The sequence below is a fragment of the Arcobacter vandammei genome (assembly GCF_016106035.1).
Lineage (GTDB): Bacteria > Campylobacterota > Campylobacteria > Campylobacterales > Arcobacteraceae > Aliarcobacter > Aliarcobacter vandammei.
On the sequence record NZ_JADKPZ010000002.1, the window covers coordinates 1 to 24730 of the forward strand.

The 24730-nt window shown below is 26.1% G+C and carries 28 protein-coding genes; 14 read left to right on the forward strand and 14 right to left on the reverse strand.

Features of this window, described 5'->3' with window-relative positions; genetic code table 11:
- Window positions 1-84: 84 nt before the first annotated feature.
- The 4 genes from IQC44_RS01135 to IQC44_RS01150 form a co-directional block, all read right to left on the reverse strand.
- Window positions 85-243, reverse strand: a complete 159-nt coding sequence (locus tag IQC44_RS01135; RefSeq protein WP_198304363.1) for a hypothetical protein — start codon at window positions 241-243, stop codon at window positions 85-87.
- Window positions 244-245: 2 nt separating this feature from the next.
- Window positions 246-608 (reverse strand): hypothetical protein, encoded by a 363-nt coding sequence (locus IQC44_RS01140; protein ID WP_198304364.1) that lies wholly within the window; start codon window positions 606-608, stop codon window positions 246-248.
- Between the two features lie 77 nt (window positions 609-685).
- On the reverse strand, window positions 686-1678 hold the full coding sequence (locus tag IQC44_RS01145; RefSeq protein WP_198304365.1) for a tetratricopeptide repeat protein: 993 nt from the start codon (window positions 1676-1678) through the stop codon (window positions 686-688).
- Between the two features lie 16 nt (window positions 1679-1694).
- Window positions 1695-5321 (reverse strand): ligand-binding sensor domain-containing protein, encoded by a 3627-nt coding sequence (locus IQC44_RS01150; protein WP_198304366.1) that lies wholly within the window; start codon window positions 5319-5321, stop codon window positions 1695-1697.
- Window positions 5322-5442: 121 nt separating this feature from the next.
- Between IQC44_RS01150 and IQC44_RS11790 the strand changes: the two genes are divergently transcribed.
- The 9 genes from IQC44_RS11790 to IQC44_RS01195 all read left to right on the forward strand — a co-directional run bounded on the left by IQC44_RS11790 (window position 5443) and on the right by IQC44_RS01195 (window position 12940).
- Entirely contained in the window at window positions 5443-5607 is a 165-nt protein-coding gene (locus tag IQC44_RS11790; RefSeq protein WP_420837843.1) for a tyrosine-type recombinase/integrase, read from the forward strand.
- A gap of 95 nt (window positions 5608-5702) precedes the next feature.
- Window positions 5703-6068 carry a YbgC/FadM family acyl-CoA thioesterase gene (locus IQC44_RS01160; protein ID WP_198304367.1) on the forward strand — a complete coding sequence of 122 codons (366 nt, stop codon included), beginning with the start codon at window positions 5703-5705 and terminating at the stop codon, window positions 6066-6068.
- On the forward strand, window positions 6069-6554 hold the full coding sequence (locus tag IQC44_RS01165) for a phospholipase D-like domain-containing protein (protein ID WP_198304368.1): 486 nt from the start codon (window positions 6069-6071) through the stop codon (window positions 6552-6554). It abuts the gene before it with no gap.
- A gap of 34 nt (window positions 6555-6588) precedes the next feature.
- Window positions 6589-7806 (forward strand): M48 family metallopeptidase, encoded by a 1218-nt coding sequence (locus tag IQC44_RS01170; RefSeq protein ID WP_198304369.1) that lies wholly within the window; start codon window positions 6589-6591, stop codon window positions 7804-7806.
- Window positions 7803-9041 (forward strand): DNA recombination protein RmuC, encoded by a 1239-nt coding sequence (locus IQC44_RS01175; protein ID WP_198304370.1) that lies wholly within the window; start codon window positions 7803-7805, stop codon window positions 9039-9041. The genes IQC44_RS01170 and IQC44_RS01175 overlap by 4 nt, the downstream gene beginning before the upstream one ends.
- A gap of 40 nt (window positions 9042-9081) precedes the next feature.
- A complete protein-coding gene (gene ypfJ, locus IQC44_RS01180) occupies window positions 9082-9969 on the forward strand; it encodes a KPN_02809 family neutral zinc metallopeptidase (RefSeq protein ID WP_198304371.1) in 888 nt (295 codons plus the stop codon).
- A gap of 299 nt (window positions 9970-10268) precedes the next feature.
- The gene (locus tag IQC44_RS01185; protein ID WP_198304372.1) at window positions 10269-10472 is read left to right on the forward strand and encodes a hypothetical protein; all 204 of its coding nucleotides are present in this window, start codon (window positions 10269-10271) and stop codon (window positions 10470-10472) included.
- A 7-nt stretch (window positions 10473-10479) separates the two neighbouring features.
- Entirely contained in the window at window positions 10480-11205 is a 726-nt protein-coding gene (locus IQC44_RS01190) for a uracil-DNA glycosylase family protein (protein ID WP_198304373.1), read from the forward strand.
- A 193-nt stretch (window positions 11206-11398) separates the two neighbouring features.
- A complete protein-coding gene (locus IQC44_RS01195) occupies window positions 11399-12940 on the forward strand; it encodes an ATP-binding protein (RefSeq protein ID WP_198304374.1) in 1542 nt (513 codons plus the stop codon).
- Between the two features lie 14 nt (window positions 12941-12954).
- Here the strand turns inward: IQC44_RS01195 and IQC44_RS11755 are convergent, their stop codons facing one another.
- From IQC44_RS11755 to IQC44_RS01210, 3 genes are read right to left on the reverse strand one after another with little or no spacing between them, the layout of a single operon-like run.
- Window positions 12955-13860, reverse strand: a complete 906-nt coding sequence (locus IQC44_RS11755) for an EamA family transporter (RefSeq protein WP_198304375.1) — start codon at window positions 13858-13860, stop codon at window positions 12955-12957.
- Window positions 13860-15074, reverse strand: coding sequence for a molybdopterin molybdotransferase MoeA (locus IQC44_RS01205; RefSeq protein WP_198304376.1), 1215 nt, complete (start codon window positions 15072-15074; stop codon window positions 13860-13862). Before IQC44_RS01205 ends, IQC44_RS11755 begins: the two co-directional genes overlap by 1 nt.
- Complete coding sequence (locus IQC44_RS01210; RefSeq protein WP_198304377.1) at window positions 15074-15274, reverse strand: hypothetical protein; 201 nt, start codon at window positions 15272-15274, stop codon at window positions 15074-15076. The genes IQC44_RS01205 and IQC44_RS01210 overlap by 1 nt, the downstream gene beginning before the upstream one ends.
- Window positions 15275-15386: 112 nt before the next feature.
- Here IQC44_RS01210 and IQC44_RS01215 point away from each other — a divergent pair, with 112 nt between their 5' ends.
- Window positions 15387-16169: a PP-loop family protein gene (locus IQC44_RS01215; RefSeq protein ID WP_198304378.1), complete on the forward strand. Its 783-nt coding sequence runs from the start codon at window positions 15387-15389 to the stop codon at window positions 16167-16169.
- Entirely contained in the window at window positions 16166-16669 is a 504-nt protein-coding gene (locus IQC44_RS01220) for a 2-thiouracil desulfurase family protein (protein ID WP_198304379.1), read from the forward strand. Before IQC44_RS01215 ends, IQC44_RS01220 begins: the two co-directional genes overlap by 4 nt.
- A 27-nt stretch (window positions 16670-16696) precedes the next feature.
- On the opposite strand, the gene IQC44_RS01225 is transcribed toward IQC44_RS01220, so the two are convergent.
- Entirely contained in the window at window positions 16697-16936 is a 240-nt protein-coding gene (locus IQC44_RS01225; RefSeq protein WP_198304380.1) for a hypothetical protein, read from the reverse strand.
- Between the two features lie 121 nt (window positions 16937-17057).
- On the opposite strand from IQC44_RS01225, the gene IQC44_RS01230 reads away from it, so the two are divergent.
- The 3 genes from IQC44_RS01230 to IQC44_RS01240 are packed head-to-tail and all read left to right on the forward strand — an operon-like array spanning window position 17058 to window position 19632.
- The gene (locus IQC44_RS01230; protein WP_198304381.1) at window positions 17058-18170 is read left to right on the forward strand and encodes a GGDEF domain-containing protein; all 1113 of its coding nucleotides are present in this window, start codon (window positions 17058-17060) and stop codon (window positions 18168-18170) included.
- Complete coding sequence (locus IQC44_RS01235; RefSeq protein ID WP_198304382.1) at window positions 18167-18724, forward strand: CDP-alcohol phosphatidyltransferase family protein; 558 nt, start codon at window positions 18167-18169, stop codon at window positions 18722-18724. The genes IQC44_RS01230 and IQC44_RS01235 overlap by 4 nt, the downstream gene beginning before the upstream one ends.
- Window positions 18721-19632: a Ppx/GppA phosphatase family protein gene (locus IQC44_RS01240; protein WP_198304383.1), complete on the forward strand. Its 912-nt coding sequence runs from the start codon at window positions 18721-18723 to the stop codon at window positions 19630-19632. The genes IQC44_RS01235 and IQC44_RS01240 overlap by 4 nt, the downstream gene beginning before the upstream one ends.
- 4 nt (window positions 19633-19636) lie before the next feature.
- Here IQC44_RS01240 and IQC44_RS01245 read toward each other — a convergent pair whose 3' ends face one another.
- Genes IQC44_RS01245 through tatB form a run of 6 tightly spaced genes read right to left on the reverse strand, consistent with a single transcriptional unit; the run spans window position 19637 to window position 24721 of the window.
- The gene (locus tag IQC44_RS01245) at window positions 19637-20749 is read right to left on the reverse strand and encodes an HNH endonuclease (protein ID WP_198304384.1); all 1113 of its coding nucleotides are present in this window, start codon (window positions 20747-20749) and stop codon (window positions 19637-19639) included.
- Window position 20750: 1 nt separating this feature from the next.
- Window positions 20751-21797: a DNA cytosine methyltransferase gene (locus tag IQC44_RS01250; RefSeq protein WP_228286217.1), complete on the reverse strand. Its 1047-nt coding sequence runs from the start codon at window positions 21795-21797 to the stop codon at window positions 20751-20753.
- Between the two features lies 1 nt (window position 21798).
- Complete coding sequence (locus IQC44_RS01255; RefSeq protein ID WP_198304385.1) at window positions 21799-22542, reverse strand: 3'-5' exonuclease; 744 nt, start codon at window positions 22540-22542, stop codon at window positions 21799-21801.
- Between the two features lie 29 nt (window positions 22543-22571).
- Window positions 22572-23594, reverse strand: coding sequence for a tRNA preQ1(34) S-adenosylmethionine ribosyltransferase-isomerase QueA (gene queA / locus IQC44_RS01260; RefSeq protein ID WP_198304386.1), 1023 nt, complete (start codon window positions 23592-23594; stop codon window positions 22572-22574).
- A complete protein-coding gene (tatC, locus tag IQC44_RS01265) occupies window positions 23595-24326 on the reverse strand; it encodes a twin-arginine translocase subunit TatC (protein ID WP_198304387.1) in 732 nt (243 codons plus the stop codon). It lies immediately after the preceding gene.
- Window positions 24326-24721, reverse strand: a complete 396-nt coding sequence (tatB, locus tag IQC44_RS01270; RefSeq protein ID WP_198304388.1) for a Sec-independent protein translocase protein TatB — start codon at window positions 24719-24721, stop codon at window positions 24326-24328. The genes tatC and tatB overlap by 1 nt, the downstream gene beginning before the upstream one ends.
- Window positions 24722-24730: the final 9 nt, after the last annotated feature.

Consider the following 24730-nt stretch of genomic DNA (forward strand, 5'->3'; position numbering starts at 1 on the left):
CAAAATTACATCAAGGATTAGCTAAAAAAAGAAAGATAAAACTTATAGATGAATATCTAAGTAACTATAATAAAAAATGATAATTTAGCAACCCATTTTTTTCATTAAGCCTAAATAAGCAAAAGTGTGGGTATATACTTGGTATGTAAGTAGTGTTTCATCTTCTATTTGACTTATCTCTTTTAAATTCCTAAATGCTCTTGTTGGTCTTATGGGTTTTAGTAAATCATTTAATGAAGACATATTTATTTATTAATTTCTTTTTTAATATTATTTATAAATTTATTGCCTAATTTATTTGATAGTATTTTATATAAAGTTTCTCTATCTTTATCCAAAATAAAGTTTAAACGAAAGTATTTTTTTTCTTCTTTATCATTTATTTTATATACAAATTTTATTAAATTTTTTTCTTGTATAGTTGCACTAATAATCTCATCAAAATATATCTGTTTTCTAATAGAAAGTACACTATTTCTAAAAATTATACATTTCTTATCTACAAATAGATAGTTTATAAAAAAAAGTAAGGGAAGTGAAAGAATCATTGATATTATAAAACCAAATATTCCTGTGAGAAGCAATTTTGGTTCCAATAAAATTACCATTAAGACTATACCTAGAGTTATGTATATACGATATACTATTTTTGTTTTAATGAAATTAATATTTAACATTCTTTATTTTACCTTTCATTTTCTTTTTGTTGTTTTTCTTTTTCTTCTATATCTCTTTGAACTCTTTCATTAAATTCTTTTGCTATTCTTCTTTGAGCTTCTTCATATTTTATAGTCTCTTGTTCTCTTCGTTTATCTTCGTGATAATCATCAATTACTTCTTGATAATCTTCTTTTGTTAAAAATCCAACTCTTCTACCTTTTTCTTTAAATCTTATTGGAAAATCTGGAGAAGTTAGTTGTAGTTTATAAGCTTCTTGTAAATCTTCTAAGGGAATTTTATATTCAATAATCAATAGATCAGAAACACTTAATACATCAAATACATTATCTATTCCTGCAATTGCGTGTGCTGCTCCTTTTACATTGTCTTTTAAATCTTCAATATAAAAAGATGAAATATTATTATGAGCTCTTGAATTGTATGGTTCATCTTTTATCGCTTTTAAGTACCATTTTTCTGCTTCTTTATAATCTCCTTTTTCAGAATAGACTAAACCTAAAACATTTGAAGAGTTTTTAATATTTTTTTCAATTCCAATATTTAAATAGTTTATAGCTTCATCATAGTTTTTTACTCCTCTATAAGCTAAAGCCAGTCCAACTAAACTTAATTCATTTCCTAACTCATAAGCTTGTTTACACCAAGGAATAGCTTCTTCAAACTTTTTTATATCTTGAAATATAATACAAGCTTGGTCTGAGTTTTTTGCTGTTGGAATAATATAATCTGAAAATTCAAGATACTTTATTGCTTCTTCAAATTTATTTTCTTCATACAAAGATATTGATATATCATAAGCCCTGTTTGCTCCTGCTTCTAATTCTTGGTCAAAATTAGAGAATAGTTTTTCTTTTCCATCCCAATATAATGGTTCTATAACAGATTTTGGATGTTTTTTATTATATTCAGTTACATAGTTAGATTTCTTTTTATTATCACAAGCAGTAAAACTTAAAGATATTATTACTAAAGCTATTAATTTAATTATATTATTCATATTTATCTTTCCTTTTTTATTCTTCAAAATTTATTTGTTTAAAGTTTTTTATAGTTAAACTATTTTTATGTCTTGGATCTTGTGTTAAATCTAAATAAAATTCAAACTGATATTTTAAATCTACCATTGAAGATTTAACAATTATTGTATTTATTTTTATAGTTTCATTATGATATGGCTGTAAATCAAATAAGTAATAGTCAACTTTATCAGGTTTCTCAAAAAATTTGTTATTTTTTACATCATAGTTTATATTATTTAATAAAAATATTGTATCATCATCAATTAGTGTTTCTGGTATTTTCAAATAAGTTTTACAATATAGATTTCTATTAATATCTTGTAAAAATCCATTTACTTTTTTAGATATTGTTTTCTCTCTTTCATCAATTTCCAACTTCAACCCAACCAAAGTAGTATATAAAAACTGTAATTCATTTTTAAAAGCCAGTTCAAACTCTTTTTCATAAGTTTTATAGTTTTTACCTATAAAGTTTTTTAATTCTTTTGAAGATGTAAATCCTAAATCTTCATCTTTTAGTGCTTTTCCTAAATAGTATGGATAAAATGTTTTATTATCATTAAAATAAACATTATATAAATCTTGCAAATAATATTTTTTTCCTGATCCTAATTGTCTATTAAATATAGTTCTTTTTAGAAATACAGTTAATTCACTATCTACTATTTGATTTAAAGTTATACCTAAAATTATTGAGAATATAGAAATAACAATTGTTGTAGGTAGTGGCATTATTGATAAGGCTATAATCAAACTCATACCTGTAAGCATTAAATTTAAAGCCATTGCATCATAATCATCATTTTCATAATATTTTTTTGTATCAAATGTTGCAATTATTATTATTGTGATTATATTGACTTTTGCTGAAAAGTCTAAGCTTACAAATAAGTTTGTTTTTTTATTTGCAAGTTCAGTTGAAAACCTTAAAAGAGTTTTAGTATCTATTTTAGTTTGATTTGCTAAAAACTTAGAAGTAAATATATATAAAGTTACTGTATCATTTGCAAATTGACTATAATCTTTTATATTCTTTTCACTATTTATAGAAAAATCTATTATTTTTAAAAATGCAATAGTGTTTGAGAAACTCTTTAGTCCTGCAAGATATCTTTCTACTATATTTTTATACTGCTCATCTTTACCCTTTATAATTTCATCTAATATTTTTTCAACTCCACTTGATACAGCTTCAACATCTTTTATTTTTTCTAAAAGAATAAGACTTAATCTTGTTTGTTCTACATATTTAAATTTATCTCTTTTCTCTTCATTATTTCGTAATTTTTTATCATAATCTACATCATAATCTATAAAACTCTTTGCATTTTTATGAAAATCTGAGTTTGTATCTTGAAGTATTGCAAAGTAGTATGACTTTGCTATCATATTTGATAGAAAGCTAGATATTTTATAGTTGATTTTTATTTTAGCAATATCTCTATTTGTTAGTTTATCTCCTATTATTTCATCATTTTCATTATTAATATCTTCATCATCTTCTTCAACTTTTTTCATTCTTTCAATTATCTTTTGATAATACTCTAAAATATGATTTAAGTCTTTATGAAAAATATTATTAAAAATAGACTCTTCATCTAAATTCAATCTTTGGGCACAAAGTAAATAAACTATATTTTTTGCTCCAATAATATAGTTTATCTTATCTGTATTTTTTATTTCATTATAAATTACTAAAAGTTCTTTTAAATCTTCACTTTTTAATTTATTATGAATTTCTTTCATTAATTCATTAGGATATTCAAATTCATCTGTTTTTTTATGAAAATTAAAATCTTCATAATATAAATATTTTGAACTAATAATTTTTGAAAATTTCTCACCTTTTTGACTAAAAGAGTATTTTGAGTTTTTAATATCTAAATTTTTATAATCTTGTAAATAAGAATCTGAAGCTCTAAATTGATGTCTATTTAGTATTTTTGCATATATTTCATTTGATTCTATATATTTTACTATATCTCTTTTTTTATTATCAGGTATAAATGGTATAGGTTTTAATTTATCTAATATTTCATCAAATTCTAATCTAAATTTATCTATTTTGCTATAAGTTTCATTTGATTTTAAAACTGTTTCTAAATCATCATCTAGTGTAAAAATTACAGTAAATATTAAAGCAGCAAGTAATTCATTTGCATTTTGTTTTACTAAAGTATATTTTGAATTACTATTACTTAAAGATATATTTGATTTATTTGTATTATTTACAACATATTTCCAACCATAGTATTTTGTATAAAACTCAGATTTATTTGAGAATCCTTGTTCATAGTGCATTGATGTTTCATATTCATCAAAGAAAAAATAGTATCTATTTTTTACTTTATTTAAATAGTTTAACCCTACATAGTGTTTATCTTTTTCAAATATCCAAGACAAATCTCCATTAGATTTTGGAAATAAGATATTTATATATTTCTCGTTTGATAAAAAAATCTCTACTAGATTATTATATATCTCTTTTAATCTTTCAAAATCTTTTTGTGTATTAGTATCAATATAAAACTGTTCTATTATATTGCTTATAGTAAAAGGATAACTGTTTTGTTGTTGAACTACTTTTATATTTTTATAATTATTATTATAAGCATACTTAAAACTATTCTCTAGTTCAAAATATCTATCTTCAATCTCTCCTAATATATCATCTATTACACAAAAAATATTTATGTTTTTATCACTCTTTAAATTTGGTTTATGATTTGAATAGCTTTCAAAGATAGGTTCTTTTATATCTAAACTTTTAAAGTTTAAACTACTAGCTTGTGTACTATAAAAAGCTTTCTCTTTAATATTCCCTATATTTGATGGTTTTATAGTAGTTTTATCTAATTTATCTATTATAGATTTATCTTTAGTAATATTTAGTTTAAAATTACTATAAGATATTTTTATCTCATTATCTTTTTCTATTGGAATAAAATCTAATTTATGATTATTTTCATCTATAAAGTATATATCAAGAAATGTTTCATTATATGCTTGTCCCTTATATGCTACTTTATACTCTTTTATAATACTCTCTTGAGTTATATATAAATATGCAAATGTATGTGTATATACTTGATATGTAAGTAGTGTTTCTTCTTCTATTTGACTTGTCTCTTTTGAATTTCTAAATGCTCTTGTTGGTCTTAAAGGTTTTAACTCATCTTTACTTCTTCTTAATAAATATAGTCTATATTTTGTGCTATGTATCTTTTTTCTATCTTCTTGTGAAGTTTCTATAATATCTTTTTCAAAATCAACAACACTATTTTCAGATGTAGGAGTAGGTGGAATAGAAGAAGTATGCTGACCAGAATCTATAAGAACAATCTCTCTTCCTTTGTTAGATTTAAAACCATCTGTTCTTAATAAAAAACTACTATAACTATCTGCTACATTTTTCTCTGTTCCTAAACTTGTGATTGTAGATACTTTTGTGCAAGGGCTATTACTTGGGCAACCTATTATATTTGCCCCTAGTAAATCTCTCCAATATAGGGGTTTGGAATCTCCTATTACCATATTTGGTGAAGAAGATTTTAAAACAACTTTTCCACCACAAGCACATTTTATAGAGCCTTTCTCCACTACTTGATAAATATTTCCCATATAATTCCTATTTTAGTAACTTTTAAAATTATTGTATCCTATCTAAAAATAAATTAAAATAATAGAAATATATATTTATTTAAAATAAAGTCATAATAAAAGATTTTATTCTCATGATATTATAGGTAAAAGATTTAGACAACTTTTAAGAGATATAAATATTAAAGAAAGAAGATTATATAATCTTAGGCATACATTTGCAAGTATGATGATTTCAGCGGGATATAATATTCTTTGGGTTTCAAAAATGCTAGGTCATAAAGATGTATCAATAACATTAGAATAAAGATGAAAGATTGGATAAATTATCAAAGATTGTCCCTTTTTTTGTCCCTTAATTTAATAAATAAAATTAAAAGCACGATATAAAGGGGTTTATAATTGAAAATTACAATATATTACGAAGATACAGATTGTGGAAATATGGTGTATCACTCAAATTATCTGAATTTTTGCGAAAGAGCAAGAAGTGAACTATTTTTTAAAAAGGGGCTTCTTCCACACTCAAATAGTGAATTTTTTGTAGTAAAATCGTGTAAAGCAAACTGGATAAAATCAGCAAAGTTTGCAGATATTTTGGAAGTTAAAACAAATCTTATAGAGAAAAAATCAGCTTCTATTCTTATGAAGCAAGAGATTTTTAGAGAAACTGAGCTTATTTTTGAAGCAGAATTTAGACTGGCTTTTTTAAAGCATGGAAAACCAGCAAAAATTCCAACACATATATTTGAAATATTGGAGAATTAAATGAAAAAACTATTTTTAATCTTACTATTTGTAGTAAATTTATACTCAAATCCAAATTTTATTCAAAGTGAAACTTTTATTTTACCGCAAGAGTCTAGTTTTTTAAAAGAGAAAATAAGATATGAGATTTTAAGTTCAAGAGAGTCAATTTTTCTAGCGATGTATAATTTTTCTTATAAAAGTATCGCAAAAGATTTGATAAAAGCTTCAAAAAATGGTGTAAAAGTTACTGTTTTACTAGATAAAGAAAAAGTTGAAGATGATGATGAAGTTTATGAGATGTTGCAAGAATCAAAAGTAGAAGTAATCTTATCTGAAGATAAAAAAATGCACTTAAAAATCATGATTTTTGACAACAAACTAGCTATGATAGGAAGTCTAAATTTTACAAAGAAATCTTTTGAAGAGACTATTGATATGGTATATTTTACTAAAGATAGAAATCTACTAGCCAAATTAAAAGATTTTGTAGCAAAATTTGACTAAAATATAAAATTATTTTATAAAAAAGGATTTAAATTTGTTACAATTTTTTGTTATAGCTTACTGTTTTTACTTCTTTTTTTCTATTTATACATCTTTTATGCAAATTGGATTTATAAAAGATAATAAGAGAAAAAGAGCAGTTATTTTAAGCACTTCAAAATACCATGAAGCAGCAAATTATGGTATTGAAAAAGAGAAGTTAGCTCTTGTTAGCTCTTTTGTTGATTTTATTATTTTTATTTTTTGGTTGGGATTTGGACTTAAATTTTTAGATAGTCAAATAGTAGTGGAATCTCAAATTTTAAAAGCTGTTATTTTTATAGATATTTTTATTCTTGTTAATTATATTTTTAATCTTCCATTTTCTTTATATCAAACTTTTAAACTAGATAAAAAGTATGGTTTTTCAAAAATAACACCAGCTTTATATATAAAAGATACTATAAAATCGGCACTTCTTACTTTGATTCTTGGTTCACTTGTAATTGCAGGAATTGCTTATATTATTTTAAATTTTCCTACTTGGTGGATTTTTGGATTTGTATTTATTTTTGCAGTTATTATTTTGATAAATATGCTTTATCCAGTGATTAGAGATAAAATGTTTGATAAATTTGAGAAGCTAAAAGATGTTGAGCTTGAAGAGAAAATAAACTCTCTTTTAAAGGAAGTTGGTTTTAAAAGTAGCGGAGTTTTTAGTGTTGATGCAAGTAAAAGAGATAGTAGATTAAATGCCTATTTTGGTGGACTTGGAAGCACAAAAAGAGTAGTTTTATTTGATACTTTGGTTGAAAAATTAACTCACAATGAACTTCTTGCTGTTTTAGGACACGAATTAGGGCATTTTAAAAATGGCGATATTCTTAAAAACATAGGAATTATGGGCTTTGTTATGTTTTTCTTTTTTGCACTTTTTGGAAACTTGAGTGAAGAGCTATTTTTACAACTTGGATTAAATAGTGAACCATCTAGTATAATTGCTATTTTCTTGATTTTTTCATCAGCTTTAAGTTTCTTTTTGATGCCTTTAATCTCACTTATTTCAAGACACAATGAATATAAAGCAGATGAATTTGGCTCAAAGTTGGCTTCAAAAGAAGATTTGGTAAATGCACTTTTAAAATTAGCAAATGAGAATAAAAGTTTTCCATATTCTCATAGGCTTTATATCTTTTTTTACTACTCTCATCCGCCTTTAATAGAGCGATTTAAAGAGCTTGGATATGATGTTGAAAAAGAGAAATTTATATGATTTTTGAGTTTGAAAGCACAAACTTTTATCTAATAGTTGCAATAGTTTTTATATTATTTGCAACTATTTTGTTTTTTGTGGTTGAAAAATATAAAAGTAAAATTAAAACTTTAGAGCTTGAAAAAGAGTTTTTAGAGACTTCAATGGCTCAAAATAGGGAAAATCAAGCTTTACTAAAAGCTGAAATAGAAAACATAACTTCAAAAATTTTTGAAGAGAACTCAAAAAAATCAAACCAAAATATAAATCAGATTTTAGAGCCTTTTAAAACTCAATTAAACCTATTTGGAAATAGGGTAAATGAAGTTTTTACGGAAGAGACAAAGCAAAGAACTTCGCTTTTAGGGGAGATAAAAAACCTAAAAGAGTTAAATAATCAAATCTCAAATGATGCAAATAATCTAGCAAAGGCTTTAAAAGGGCAAAGTAAAATTCAAGGAGATTGGGGTGAGATGATTTTAGAGTCTATTTTAAACCAATCTGGTCTTAGAAAAGATATAGAGTATAAAACTCAAAGTTCATATAAAAATAGTGATGGACAAACTCTAAGACCTGATGTAGTAGTGCATTTGCCTACAAATAAAGATGTGATAATTGACTCAAAACTCTCACTAAACTCTTATGTTGATTATTTTAATAGCGAAGATGAGGAGCAAAAAAATGAACATATTTCAAGGCTTATGCTTTCAATAAAAAATCATATAAAAGATTTAAGTTCAAAAAAATATGAGAGTTTAGAAGAGCTTAGAACTTTGGATTTTGTTTTGATGTTTATTCCAATAGAAGGGGCTTTTTCTTTGGCTATTTCAAATAACACTCTTTTTGAAACTGCTTTGAAATCAAATATTGTGCTAGTTTCTCCTACAACTTTGTACTCTAGTTTAAAGGTTATTGAAAATCTTTGGCAAGATAGCAGACAAAATGAAAATGCAAAAGAGATTTCAAAGCAAGCAGCAGATTTGTATGATAAATTTGTAGGGTTTATAGAAGATATGGAAGCTATTGGAAATAATTTAAATAAAAGCCAAGAAGTTTATCAAAAAGCTTTAAATAAACTTAGTTCTGGTAGAGGAAATTTAATCTCAAGAGCAGAAAAGTTTTTGGATTTGGGTGTAAAAGCAAATAAAAAAATATCGGAAAAGTATTTGCTGAATAAAGAGCCTGAAAATACTGGAAAAATAGGTTTTAATTCAAAAAGTTTTGCTAAAGATAATGAAGATTATACAAAATGGTAGGCAAAATTTACCTAAGAATATTAAATTTTAAGGATTACAAATGAAATGGGAAGACAATAGAAGATCTTCAAATATTGAAGATAGAAGAAATGAGAGTCAAAGTTTTGGTAGTCGTACTAGTGGAGGCTCTATTGTATCGCTTTTACCAATAATAAAAAGTTTGATAGGAACAACTTTTGGAAGAATAATTTTAGTTATTGGTGCTGTTTTATATTTTGGTTTTGGAATTAATCCACTTACTTTTTTGGATGGAGGAGCAACTACACAAGCTCAAACACAAAAAGTTGCAAATCAAGAACTTGATGATAAACAAGCACAATTTGTAAGTGCTGTTTTGGCTCAAACAGAGGATATTTGGAGAGAAGTTTTGCGAAAAAATGGATACCAATATAGTGATGCTAAACTTGTACTTTTTAGAGGTGGAGTAAGTAGTGCTTGTGGTTTTGCATCTTCTCAAGTTGGACCTTTTTATTGTCCTGTTGATAAAAAAGTATATTTAGATTTAGCTTTTTTTGATGAGTTAGCAAGAAAATATAAAGCCCCAGGGGAATTTGCACAAGCTTATGTAGTTGCCCATGAAATAGGACATCATGTTCAAAATCTACTTGGAACTTTAAATAAGGTTCAAAGTGAAAAACAAAGAGTTTCAAAAACTAATCAAAATGCTCTTCAAGTAAAAGTTGAGCTTCAAGCTGATTGTTATGCAGGAATTTGGGCATATCACTCAAAAGCAATTTTTGGCTCAATAGAAGAGGGTGATTTAGAAGCAGGGCTTAGAGCTGCTAGTGCTATAGGTGATGATACTTTGCAAAAACAAGCTCAGGGTTATGTAGTTCCAGATTCATTTACTCATGGAAGTTCAAATCAAAGAATGGAAGCACTTAAAAAAGGGTTTTATAGTGGAGATTTAAAGGCTTGTAGCCTTTAATCTCTTATTTTATATCTTTTTGAGATATTTTTTGAAGTTCTTATATTTTTAACATTTTCACCAATTTTTTTATAAATCTCTTCAATATTCTTATCTGTAATACTGCACTCTTTCATCTTACCTACCTATAGTTAAACTTACCATAAGTATAGAAATATTGAAAACTTGTAACAAATGACTATAGTCATTTATGAATAATGTACTAAAACTAACTATAGTTAAGTTTTATCCAATAGCATAAATAATAAAATCGTCTTTTAATTAACCATAGTTAGTAAAATTTAGAATAAAGGGTTATTATGGCAATAGGAAGTGCAATAGAAAAAACTAATTTTGTTCATGTATATGACGAAAAAGGAAGACAAATATTTACAAAAGAATATAAACAAAAAAATGGTGATAAATTAATGGGTTACACAAATAGCACTGTGAGTATAAAAAAAGGCAAAATGCTTTATACATACGATGAAAAAGGAAAACAAATATCAACTAAATGGATTTAAGATTAAAATGAAAATAAAACAGCAACTTTTACAAGAGTTTTATGAAGATAAATTTTTAAACTTTAAAATAAATGAAAAATACTCATCTGCACATTTGATAAGCCTTGAAGCAAAAAATATAAATACAGATATTATGTTTATAGGACAAGAAACAAATGAATGGTATGGAAATTGGGAAGATATTTGTACTAGAGGAATAGTTGGACAGATGAATATTTATAAAGATTTTATGGATAAGCATTATCTTACTATGAATAATCTATTTTTTAAATATATAAAAAAGATTATAAATGATAACAATATCGTTCCTGTATATACAAATTTGTTTAAATTTGATTTAGGAGATGATAGTAGAGTAAAAAATATCTCAAAAGCTCCTAAAGAAACACTATCTAAAATTATTGAGTTTCATAAAGGTATTTTAGCCAAAGAGATTGAGATTATTCAGCCAAAGATTATTATATTTTTTACTGGACATAACTATGATAAACTTTTTATAGACCCAATAATTAGGCAAAATGGGGATTATAAAAAACTATATAAAAAAATCGATGAACTTAATTGCGATGAATGGAAATGCTGTCATTTGGATATAAAAGAGTTTGAAGGATTTGAAAAGTTTACTGGTTTGGCATATAGAACTTACCACCCAATGTACTTAAATAGAAATCTAAATAAATTTGGAAATGAGATATTTGAATTTTTAAAAGATAGAGTTAGTAATTTTATTTAGATTTTCTAAACTCTCTTCTTCCTGATAATTCTTGGAAGACCAAAATTATTTAAAATATATATAGAACTCATCGCAAAAATTATTCTAACTATTATCGTACTTGCAAAACTTGATTTTTTTTATTAATAGGATTTATACAAGTTTGGTTATAATCAAGACAAATTTTGAAAATCACAAAAAGCTGGATAAATATATGAAACTTAAAAAACTTCCAATTGGTATTCAAACATTTAGTAAAATAAGAGAAGATGATTTTGTATATGTTGATAAAACAGGTATTGCTTATGATTTAATAGAAAATTATCAATATGTATTTCTTTCACGTCCTAGAAGATTTGGAAAATCTTTGTTTCTTGATACTTTAAGAAATATTTTTGAAGGGAACAAAGAGTATTTTGCTGATTTGGAAATAGAAAATAAATGGAATTGGGAAGTTAAATATCCAGTTATTCATATTAGTTTTGCTGGTGGAAGACTAGAAAGCAGAGCAGATTTAGATAAAAAATGGGAAGAAATACTAGAAGACAATGAAAAAAGATTGGGTGTTGAATGTTTTGATAGCATTTATGATAGAAGATGTTTTGAAGAGCTTATAAAACAAGCTTATGAAAAATATGAACAAAAAGTTGTGGTACTTGTAGATGAATATGATAAACCAATTTTAGACAATATCACAAATCCACAAATTGCAGATGATATTAGAAATGGTTTAGTAAATTATTATAGTGTTATAAAAGATAGTGATAAATACTTAAGATTTGCCTTTCTAACAGGAGTTAGTAAGTTTGCAAAAACTTCTATTTTTTCTGGACTTAATAATATTGAAGATATATCTTTAAATGTTGAGTTTGGAGATATTTGTGGATATACTCAAAATGATATTGATACAACATTTGAACCTTATTTAAAAGATGTAGATAAAGAGCAATTAAAAGAGTGGTACAATGGTTACAACTTTTTAGGTTCTTCAATGTACAACCCTTTTGCTATATTAAAATTTATTAGAAACAACTTTATTTTTGATAACTACTGGTTTGAGAGTGGAACACCTACTTTTTTAATGAAACTAATAGAAAAAAACAACTACTTTTTACCAAATCTTGCAGATTTAAAAGTGGATAAAAAACTTCTTTCTAGTTTTGATATAAATAATCTTGATTTAGAAGTGATTTTATATCAAACAGGGTATTTGACTATAAAAAATACCCAAATAGATGAAGATGAAGATATTATTTATACTTTAAAAATCCCAAATAAAGAGGTGAAAATGTCTTTAAATAAATATATAATCGTATATTTATATAAAGATGATACTTTAAATGCAAAACCACTTAGCAAAGCTTTAAGAGAAAAAAACTTAGATGGATTTAAAAGTGCAATAGAGTCTGTTTTTGCATCAATTCCGTACAACAATTTTACAAATAGCCCAATTCAAAATTATGAGGGATTTTACTCAAGTGTTGTTTATGTTTATTTATCATCTTTAGGATTAAATATAATTGGTGAAGATGTTACAAACAGAGGAAGAATAGATTTAACTATTATTATGCCTCAAGCAATATTTATAATAGAATTTAAAGTAGATGGCAAAAATGCTTTAGAGCAGATAAAAGAGAATAACTATGCCCAAAAATATCTGCAAGAGAAAAAAGATATTTATCTAGTTGGAATTGAGTTTGATAGCAAGAAAAAAAATATCTCTAACTTTGAATGGGAAACTATTTTTTGGAACTAAGACTTTAATCCTAGCTAAAGCTTTTTAATTCTTCTTTTAAAAATCTTAGGAACTCCCAAATTATTTAAAATATATATAGAAATCATCGCGAAACAAACTCCAATAATAGTTGAAAACTCTATTTTTTCACCTAAAAATATACTTCCTATTATAATTGCACTAGCAGGTACTAAAAATACAAAAGATGAAACCTCTTTTGCTCCAAACTTAGAAGCTCCAAAAAAGTAAATAGAAGTTGCAAAAGTTGTGCTTAAAATAGTAATCACAAACATATTAAACCAAAAAATAGAGTCATAGTTTGCTACTTTTTCAAAAATATTTTCATCTACATAAAAAATAAATAAAATCGAACTAGAGATTAAGTATGTGTAAGTAGTAAAAACAAAGGCATTTATTTTTGTAGATTTTGAGGTAATTATTGTAAGAATTGCCCAAAGCATAGATGCTACTATAAAAAAGATATTATATTTACTAAAAATAATTTCCATATCAAATTGATAGATATTTATCATATTTAAAACACCAAAAGCACCTAAAACTAAAGCAAAAGAGTGTTTTAAACTAATAGTTTTTTTATTCATTATTGCCACAAAAATATAAGTAATAATTGGAATCATAGAAGGAACCATAGCACCTCCTAGGCTTCCTGTTCCGTGTTCAACACCAAAATACATAAAAATACTATATAAAACTAAAAAAATAGATGCAAAAATTACTAAAATAAAAGTTTTTAAATCTAGTTTATAGCTCATTTTTAGAAAAAATATTATAGGAAGCATTGTTAAAAAACAAATTCCCATTCTTAAAAATACTATTTCATAGGCATCTACATAATTTGTCAGAACTTTTGTACTAATCCAAGAAGCTCCCCAAAAAATCATAGATATGATAATTAAGGGATAAAAAAGCTGTTTAGACACTATTTTAAGCTGTTTAGTAAAAGAATATCCACTAAATCTCCATTTTTTATATCGCTACTATCTTGCTCTTGTATCAAAAGAGCAGGGTTTCCCAACATATTTGTTAAAATAGCGCTAGTTCCTTGTTTTTTGCCTATAAAATCTATTATATATTCATTGTTTAAATAGGCTACATTACAAGCTGTAAAGATAGTTTTATCTTGAGTTCTTTTGAAATCTTGAGTAATTTTTGCTTTTACAAATGGAAGTTTTTCATTACTATTTCTAAATTTATAAATCAAAGGTAAAACATATAAAATTGCACAAATAGTTGAAGAGTAGGCAAATCCTGGAAGTGCGATTATGATTTTTTCATCTTTTAAAGCTACAAGTATATGCATACCTGGTTTTATTAAAACACCGTGAAATAGCACTTTTGCTTTTAGCCTATCTTTTATCACATCTTGAACTAAATCATAATCCCCAACTGAAACTCCACCAGTAGTTACAACAATATCAGCTTTTTTTAAAGCATTTTCAAAAAAGTTTGTGATATTTTCAAAATCATCATCTATTGGACCCATTTGTAAAACATCTGCACCATTTTGTTTAAAAAGTGCTTCTAAAGTTAGATGATTTGAACTTCTAATTTGTGAAGCATTTGTTTGAGTAATTCCCAAATCCAAAATCTCACTTCCTGTACTTGCAACTGCAACTGTTGGGTTTATAAAAACATCAACTTGAACAATATTTAAAGATGCCATTACTCCAATTTCACTAAAACCTATTTTTGTTCCAGCTTTGATTAAAATTTCATCTTTTTTGTAATTTTCCCCAATATTTCTTACAGCAAAACCTTTAGGAACAGCTTTTGTGATTTTTATTTTATTTCCTAAAACTTCCACATTTTCAATAGGAATTAAAGTATCACTTCCTTTTGGCATAAGCGAACCTGTAAAAGTTTTGATACAAGTTTTGCTTAAAACTTCAGTATCTACCACAAAACCAGCTGGATTTTTATCTATAATTTCAAGCTCATTTTCTATATCTTCAAACTTGAAAGCATAGCCATCCATACCTGAAGTTGGAAACTCTGGGCTATTGTGATTGGCAATAATATCTTTTGCTAAAATATAACCTACACTATTAGCTATAAATACTCTTTTACTTGAACAAGATATTTTTATATTGTCCAAAATCTCTAAAGATTTTTTATAAGTTATGAAATCTCGCATTATTTAACACTTAATCTGTTTTGTTTCATCACAATTATTTTTTCGAAAAGCATTTTTCCAAAACCTTCAGGAAGATTCTCATTTGCCTCTTCAACATCAGCAATTATCTTTCTTATTTCGCTCTCATTTAAGTAAATGGCAATTGGTAAAATAGTCTCTTTTATTTTATCTACAAACTGTTGTTCTTCTTCTAATGTCATTTTCTACTCTTTAAATAATATTTTAAATTGGATTATATAGTTTTTAACTAAAATAGTTTATTAAAACTTTTTAGATATAATCCCAAAAAAATATAGTTTAGGAATGTTTAAATTGGTAGAAATAAGCAAAAAAATAACATCAAATGTAGCAAAAGTAAATGCAACTTACGGTTTAATAAAAGAGGGTGATAGAGTAATGGTAGGTTTTAGTGGTGGAAAAGACTCATTAACTCTTCTTCATACACTAAATAGAATGCAAAAAAAAGCACCATTTAAATTTGATTTTAAAGCAGTTACAATTACTTATGGAATGGGTGAACAAGTTGAGTTTTTAAGCAATCACTGTAAAGAGCATGGAATTGAACACGAGATAATAGACACTCAAATTTTTGATCTTGCAGGAGAAAAAATAAGAAAAAATTCATCTTTTTGTTCATTTTTTTCAAGAATGAGAAGAGGGTATTTATATACAACAGCACTAGAACAAGGATACAATAAAGTAGCATTAGGACACCATTTAGATGATGCTATGGAGTCATATTTTATGAACTTCTTTTATAATGGAACAATGAGAACAATGCCTCCAAAATATACTGCAAACAATGGGTTAGAAGTAATTCGACCTTTAATCTTTTGTAGAGAGCGGCAATTAAGAGCTTTTGCTAGTACGAATGAAATAAGAGTAATTGGAGATGAAGCCTGTCCAGGTCTTAGATTTGATGTGAAAATGCCACATGCAAGAGCAACAACAAAAGAGCTTTTAGCAAAACTAGAAGAGCAAAATCCAAAGATTTTTGTATCTATGAAAGCAGCTTTTAGTAATATACAACTTCCTACATTCTTTTATAAAGATTTAAAAGATATAAAACTTTCTTTTGAAGATGAAAACATATGAAAATATTAGTTTCTTCTTGTCTTTTAGGTGAAGATACAAGATATGACGGAGCAAACTCTAGTATTGCTTTAAATCCTAAGTTCAAATTTGCACAAAAAGAACTTTTTATGGATATTATGTGTGATAATGAGATTTTTTCTATTTGTCCAGAAGTTGCTGGTGGTTTAACAATACCAAGAAATAAAGCTGAGATAATAAGCCACAATAAGCCTTTTAAAGTTGTTGATATAGAACAAAATGATGTAACAATAAATTTTTTAATTGGTGCAAAAAAAACTCTTGATATTTGCCTTGAAAATGGTATAAAAGTTGCACTTTTAAAATCGAAATCCCCATCTTGTGGAAATGCAGAGGTTTACGATGGAACTTTTTCTTCAACACTTATAAAAGAGAAAGGCTTAAGTGCTAGACTTTTGGAAGAAAATGGAGTTAAAGTTTTCAATGAATTTGAACTAGAAGATTTAAGAAAATTTATAAAAGAAAATAAAAATTTGAGCTAAGAAATTAATCTTAGCTCCAAATTAGATTTAAGCCTTTAAATCAAGTAATCTATCTAAAACTGCACCTTGAACTTCAATACTTTTTGCATTTGCACTATATGAGATAATTTCTGGAATTTGTCCTGCAACTGTTTCCATCAAATCTCCAGCAACTTCTTGAAGTTCTGGATCACCAACAACAGAAGCAACTTCAGATATATTTGAAACATTCTCTTGAAGTTGAAGACTAGAGCTAATCATAGCTCCTAAATTATTATCTATTCTCATTTTAATCTCCTTTTTGGATTTTTTTAATCCAATAAATAACTCTACTATTAATTAAATTTATACTAACATAAATTTTATTATTTTTATATAAATTAATGATATTTTTGCTAAAATAATTTTTATGTTCACTAATCTTTTTAAATCAACTATTTTAAAACTTTTACTATTGGTATTTACTGTTTTTATGGCACTTATTTTTTCTGCAATTTTGTTCAACTCTCAAGTTGAAAAATTAAAAAAGCAGATAGATTTACTATATTTTGGAGATTTTATTCCTGTTGTTAAACTTCAAGCTATAAAAAGTGATTTTGAAAATATTATTATTTGTCTAAATCAAGATAAAAATTGTAATATAGATAAAGAGAAAAAGTCAATAATGGAAGAGTGGAGTTACTACTACTCATCTTTTAAAACTGCAAAAGAAAAAGAGCTTATAGAGTCCATAAATTCTGAACTTATAAAATCTTTTGATGAAAATAGTATTGAATCGTATAAAAGAAATTTAAATAATTCTGATTTTTTAATAAAATATGAGACAAAACAGGCATTTTCTCAAAGAAAAGCTTTTTTAGAAGAGTATGAACAAATGCAAAATTATATATTTTATAATATATTATTTATTTTGATTTTTGCCTTTATTATAATTCTTTTTATTGTATATCAGATTATTAAAAAAGATAAACAGCTTCAAATTTTAAATAAAAAATATCAAATAGAATCAATAACAGATGCTCTTACAAATCTTTATAATAGAAAACATTTTGATACTATTTTTGATAGTATGACTTTTATTTCAAATGAAAACACTTGGAATAGTGCTTTGGTTATCATAGATATTGATTATTTTAAAGATTATAATGACACTTATGGGCATGATATGGGTGATATTGCACTCAAAAAAGTTTCACAATGTATAAAAGAGCATTTCTCAAAAAAGTATGAATACTCTTTTAGATTAGGTGGTGAAGAGTTTGGAGTAATATTGTTTAATATAAATGAAGATAGTTTGAAAAATTATTTACAAGAGTTAAATGAAAAAGTCATCAAATTACAAATTGAGCATAAAAATAGTAAAATATTAGACTTGGTTTCAGTTTCTATTGGAGCAGTACTTTATGAGTCAAAAACTTATATATCTGCTAACAGGCTATATAAAATGGCCGATGAGTCCTTATATTTGGCAAAGAACAATGGTAGAAACCGATATAAAATATACAAAAAAGAGGAAGAATGAATTTCTTATTCAACAAATATAGTCACTTTAATTTAGCAAATATTGTAACTTTTTTTAACATTGCTAGTGGAGTTTTTGCTATATATTTTTTAACTCATAATGAGTTTTTTGCAGCTGCACTTTTTGCTTGGTTAGCTGGAGCTTTTGATATTTTTGATGGAAAAATTGCTAGAAAATATAACCTTTCAACAGAGTTTGGAATTCAACTTGACTCTTATGCTGATTTCTTATCATTTGTTATAGTTCCTGCCATGTTTATCTATTTTGCAATTTTCAATGGCAAAGAAGAGTTTTTTAATATGGCAATAATAGCTGCTGTATTTGTTTATTACATCATTTCAGGTCTTAGAAGATTGATACAATTTAATCTAAATGCCGAAGAAGGGGAAGTTGAGAAATACTTTACAGGAGTTCCCACACCTCTTGGAGCTATTTTACTTTGGCTTGTTTATTTAGTTTATTTAACAGGATTTGTTCACGAATACTTTGTTTTAGGAATGATGGTGGTTATTGGATTTTTACTAAATTCTAAAATAAAAATAAAACATTTATGATAAACGAAGTTATCTCAATAGATTTAGGTTCAAACTCTTTTAGAGTTTTGAGATTTGATTGTAAAAATTTTAAAATTCTTGATGAATTTCATAAAGTTGTTGGTTTAGCTGATGGTTTAGTTAATAATGGAAAAATCAGTATTGAAGCACAAAATAGGGTTTTAGAAGCTTTAAAAATTGCTTCAGATAAGCTAAATTTTAATCCAAAAGATGCAATTTGTGTAACAACAGCTGCTATGAGAAAAGCTAGTAATCAAAAAGAAGTTTTAGAGTATTTATCAAAAAATAGCGGAGCAAATTTTAGAGTAATAGATTCAGATGAAGAGGCTAGATTAACTCTTCTCGCAATTAAATATGCTTTAAAAAGAGAAAAAATTGATACAGAAAATTTTATGGTTTTGGATATTGGAGGAGGTTCAACAGAGCTTACAATCAATCTAAAAGATAAATTTATTAGTAGAAGTTTTGATTTTGGAATAGTTACAATGACTCAAAAATCTCTTAAAACTGGAGAGCTTTTTTTGGATTTGAAGCAAAGAAAAGATGAAATAAAAGAGTTTTTGGATACTTTGGATTTTTCTATAAAAGATTTTCCTTTTGTGGCAACTGCTGGAACTCCTACAACAATAGCAGCTGTTAAAATTGGGATGGATTACTTTTCTTATGATAAAGATAAAATAAATGGAATGGTTTTAGATTATAGTGATTTAGAGAGTAGTTTAAGTATTTTAAAAACAAAATCAATAGAAGAGACTACTAAGCTTGTTGGTCGAGGAAGAGTTGAATTTATGGAAGTAGGGACATATATTTATAAAATGTTTTTTGAAGTTTTAGAGAAACAAAACTCTATAGTTTTAGATGATGGATTAAGAGAAGGGGTAGCCATAGATTTTGCTTTAAACAAGTGATATTTTATATTGCTTGTTTATAAATACTAAATAAATCTAATTTCTCAATTCCATTAGAGTTTAAAAAATCTTGTTGTTTTTCATATAAGATATTTAATATCTCTTTTTTATTATCAGCAAAATGAACTTCTCTATGACAATTTGGGCATAAAGTTGCAATATTTTCTACAATATCCAAACTAAAATCAAAGTTTTTTTGTTGAAACATTGGGATTAAATGATGTCCCTCTGTATAGTTATTTCCATTTGATAAAAAAGTATTGTGCTTTTCATCTATTACACAAATAAAGTTATCTCTTTTTTTAGCTTCATCAATTATTTTATAATCTCTTTTTGTTCGTTTTCTACTAACATTTATTTCATTATAATATTGTTCATTTTGAGTTCCGAACATATCTTCATAATCTACATTTTTATAAAGATATTCTATATGTTCAAGCATTTCATCATCAATTTTTAAAATATCTTTTTCTCTTTTTAAAATTTTTAAATCTACTAAAGAGTTTATTACCCAAGTGTTAAATTTCTCATATTTTGATGAATTTATCTCAAAACTACTAATATCACTTAAATTTTTACTGATTATATAATCCTTTAAATCTTCAAATTTTACAATTCTTACCAAAGAAGATTTTATAAAATTTGTATTTATCTCTTTGTTATCTAAAAGAATTTTGAAAAGAATTCTAAAAGGGTAAAGGTTTAAATTTTTAACCTTTGGAGTTGCACTATTTGGATAGCAAGTGTTATCTAGTTGATTTATTAAAATTTTTCTGCATTCAAGATACCTTTTATTTTCATATTTTTTTAAAAAAATATTCCCTTCAATACTTAAAGATAAATTATAATTTTTATCTCTATGAACAAATCCATAAAAAAGTAAAGGCTTATAAAAGTGAGTTTCAAGGCTATCATTTGGTTCTTCATTATAATTATCTTTTAGATATTTTTTAATATTTTCACTAAAAAAACTCTCTTTTATATATCCATTTTTACTTGAAAACTCTTTTATAAAAGATAAAACTCCTATACTTCTACTGTTCATTTTACTATTATCGCCAATAAAAGAGTCAAAAGCCTTTCCGTTTCCAGGTCCTTGCCAAAAAACATCACTCATTTTAATCCTTTGGAATAGTTCTTAGAATCTCATCTATAAGTTTAGGTGGAATGGCTTCTCCTATTACTTCTCTTATTAAATTCTCACTTGCCCAAGCTGGTGGAGCCCAATCTTCTGGTAAACCTGTAAGAATAAAAATCTCTTTTAAGCTTAAAACTCTTGCATCACTATATGTTCCATCTTCTTTTAATCTTCCAGGGTGTACATTGTTTTGAGAAGAAACAGAACCATTTGCCATTGTGATTGTTGGAGCTGGTTTATCCCACTCTATTCTTTTATAGGTTGTTTGAAAACCTTTTATTCTAGTTCCATCTTCTTTTTTTGGAAAATAGACTTCATTATTTAGAGCAGTTTTTCCTGTTGGTGTATGTTTTAGCCATAAAATATGTCTAGGGTTGTGTTCTTTTGCATAGTGATATGGAATATGTGAGTTCTCACCACTTTCTAAAGCTGGAAGATGTCCTATTGCTTCCCTTACTGTTATAGTTTTTTGCTCTTTTGGAAACTCCCAAAGTCTATTTTTTGAGATTAAAAATATAGCTCTTTTTCTTGTTTGTGGTGTTCCATAATTTGCTACATCAACTATTTTATAATTTATAAAATAACCTTTCAGCTCATTTTTCAAAAAATCTACAATTTTTATTTTTTCACCATTTACCAAAATTGAAGCTTTTAATACACCTATAACATTCTCTATAATTATATATTTTGGTTCTAGCTCTTTTATCATTTTTACAGCATATTTGATTAAAGAGTTTCTTGGGTCATTCTCTTGCATTTTTCCAGCTACACTCATACCTTGACAAGGTGGAGTTGCTATTAAAAATTGGCAATTTTTCTCTTTTGCTTCCTTTAAAATTTCTTCAAAAACACTATTTTTTGTAATATCACCTTGAACTATTTTTGTATTTGGGTGGTTGTGTTTATAAAATTCAGCTCTTCTTTCTAAAAGTTCATTTGCTACCACAATATTAATATTATGGTTTTTTATAAAAGTTTCAGCAATTCCCACATTTGAAAATAGTGATACACCATTTATGCTAGACATTTCAAGCCTTTAAAACCTTATTTAAAGTATATCTCATATCCTCATCTAAATCACTCATATTTGACAACATCCAGTTTAAGTAGTTTGCATCTTTTTTTGCTACATCTTCTATAATCTCGCCTTTATATTTTCCAAACTTAAAAGTTTTTATAAATACAGGAGTGCTACTTAGCTCTACTAACTTTTGCATAGGATTTTCATTTGGATAAATTTCTCTAGTTTTACTTACAAGTTTTGATAAAAATAGCTTCATAATAAGTACATCACCTATTGCATCGTGAGCTTTTATAGTAATATTAAGTCTATTTGCCTCTTCTTGCTCTATTTTATACAGTTCAAGAGCATATCTTAAGTATTGAAGTCTATGATAAGGTAAATCACTAAAAAGGTGTTTTGCACATCTTAGAGTATCTATTAAAGAAAAATTATTTTCAAATCCCTCTTTTTTTATCATCTCTAAATCAAAATTTATATTATGAGCTATTAAATAGTTTTCACTACTATTTAACTCTAAAAGTCTTTTATAAAAATTTGTATCAACTGCTTTTACTTTGTTTTCTAATATATCTGGAGTAATATTATGTACTTCCATAGCTTCAATTTTTATGGGAATTTCGCTACTACAAAGTTCATCATAAACTTCTAGTTTACCGCTATTATCAAGTATCATAGCTCCAAATTGAATAACTCTATCTTCTGTTGAAGCTCCTGTTGTTTCTGTATCAAAAAGTACAAAATATGCCATAAATTCTCCTTTTAAATGTTCCACTTTTACTAAATGATAAGCATAGCATCGCCATAAGAGTAAAATCTATAATTCTCTTTTATAGCAATATTATAAAGTTCCAAAGTTTTTTCAAGTCCAATAAATGAAGCAACAAGCATAATCAAAGTTGATTTTGGTAAATGAAAATTTGTCAAAAGATGATTTACAATTATTGGTCTGTTTTGTGGATTTAAAAACAAATCACATTCACCTTGAATTTTATTTGTTCTTGCATAGTATTCTAAAGTTCTTGTGACTGTTGTTCCTACTGCTAAAATATTTTTTGCTTTATCAATATTTTTTTTAGTATTTATATCTATTTCAAAATATTCGCTATGCATAGGATGAGATAAAATATCTTCAACATCAACAGGTTTAAAAGTTCCTGCTCCAACATGAAGTGTAAGATAGTTTAAACCATATTTTTTCTCTAATTTTTCAAGAAGTTTTGGTGTAAAATGTAAAGATGCAGTAGGAGCTGCAACTGCTCCATCTTTTTTTGCAAACAAAGTTTGATAGTTTATTTCATCTTCTTTTGTGTCATTTCGTTGCATATATGGTGGCAAAGGAATATGTCCAATTTCATTTAAAATTTCCACAAGAGATATAAAATCAAGTCTTTTTTCATTTTGACTAAATTCTACAATACGACTTCCATCAAGATTTAACTCCAAAACTTCAGCTATTAAATCTTTATCAAATAAGAGTTTTGTTCCAACTTTTACTTTTCCTCTTATCATTACAGAAAATCTATCCATAAAAAGAGCTTTGTTTAAAAGAAGTTCTATTTTTGCACCACTTGGTTTTTGTCCAAAAATTCTAGCTTTAATTACTTTTGTATCATTTAAAAATATTGTCAAATCATCTGGCAAAAACTCCAGAATATCTTTAAATATTGTATGAGTTATTTTGTCGTTTTTTCTATCATAGACTAAAAGTTTTGCACTATCTGGCGGAGTTACTGGAAAAGTTGCTATTTTATCTTGTGGTAAGATAAAATCATAGCTAGAAGTTTTTAAAAAATCGCTCAATTACTCTTCTTCCTCTTCTTCTTTAACTGCTGGATTAAACACTTTTGCTATGTAAATAGAAACTCCATATAAAAATAGTAGAGGTACAGCCATTAAAATCTGACTTATAACATCTGGTGGAGTTAAAATTGAAGCAACTATAAATATTAAAACGACTGCGTATCTAAAAAATCCTTTTAAAGTTTCATCTGTTACAAGTCCTATTTTTGCAAGGAAAAATGTAATAACAGGAAGTTCAAAAGCTATTCCAAAACCAATCATAAGTTTTGTAAAAAATCCAACATATTTCCCAATACTAGGTAATACACTAACAACACTATTACCAAAAGCAATTAAGAAATCAAAACCAATAGGAACAACTACATAATAAGCAAAAGATGCTCCAATAAGGAACATTAAAGTTGCAAAAAATACAAAAGGAATAACTAGTTTTTTCTCATGGTCATAAAGTCCAGGAGCTAAAAATAGCCATAATTGCCAAAAAATTACTGGTAAAGATAAGATAAATCCTGCAAAGAATGCAACTTTCATAGCTGTAAAAAATGTCTCTTGAATTTCAACAGCAATCATAGAAGTTCCAGCAGGAAGAGCATGTTTTACTGGCGCCATCATCCAATCTAAAATTGGTTCATAAAAAGCAAAACATACAAAAAACATAATAGTAATAGAAATAGCAGATATAACCAACCTTTTTCTAAGATCAGCAATATGAGGTTTTAAATCATCAAACATTATTTTATTTCCTCATCTTTTTTTATAGCTTTATCTTCATTTGCTTTTGCAAATTTCTCTTTTATTTTTTCTACTTCACTATTTTGATTTGTCTGTTTTGTATCACTTTTTAAATCATCTTTTAATATATCATCAAGACCTAAATCAAACTTTGTATCAACTGATAATGAAGATTTTGTATCTTCTATTTGGGCTTTAAATTTGTTTGCTTCATTTCTTAACTCACTAATATTTAGTTCATTGTCAAGAGTTGTTTTTGCATCATTTAGACCTTTTTTTACAGTATTAAAAAGTCTTGCTATTTTAACCATTGCATCGGGCAATTTTTCAGGTCCAAGTGCTATAACTGCTACAATTGCAATTAAAAGAATTTCACCAATTCCAAATCCAAACATTTTTTTGCT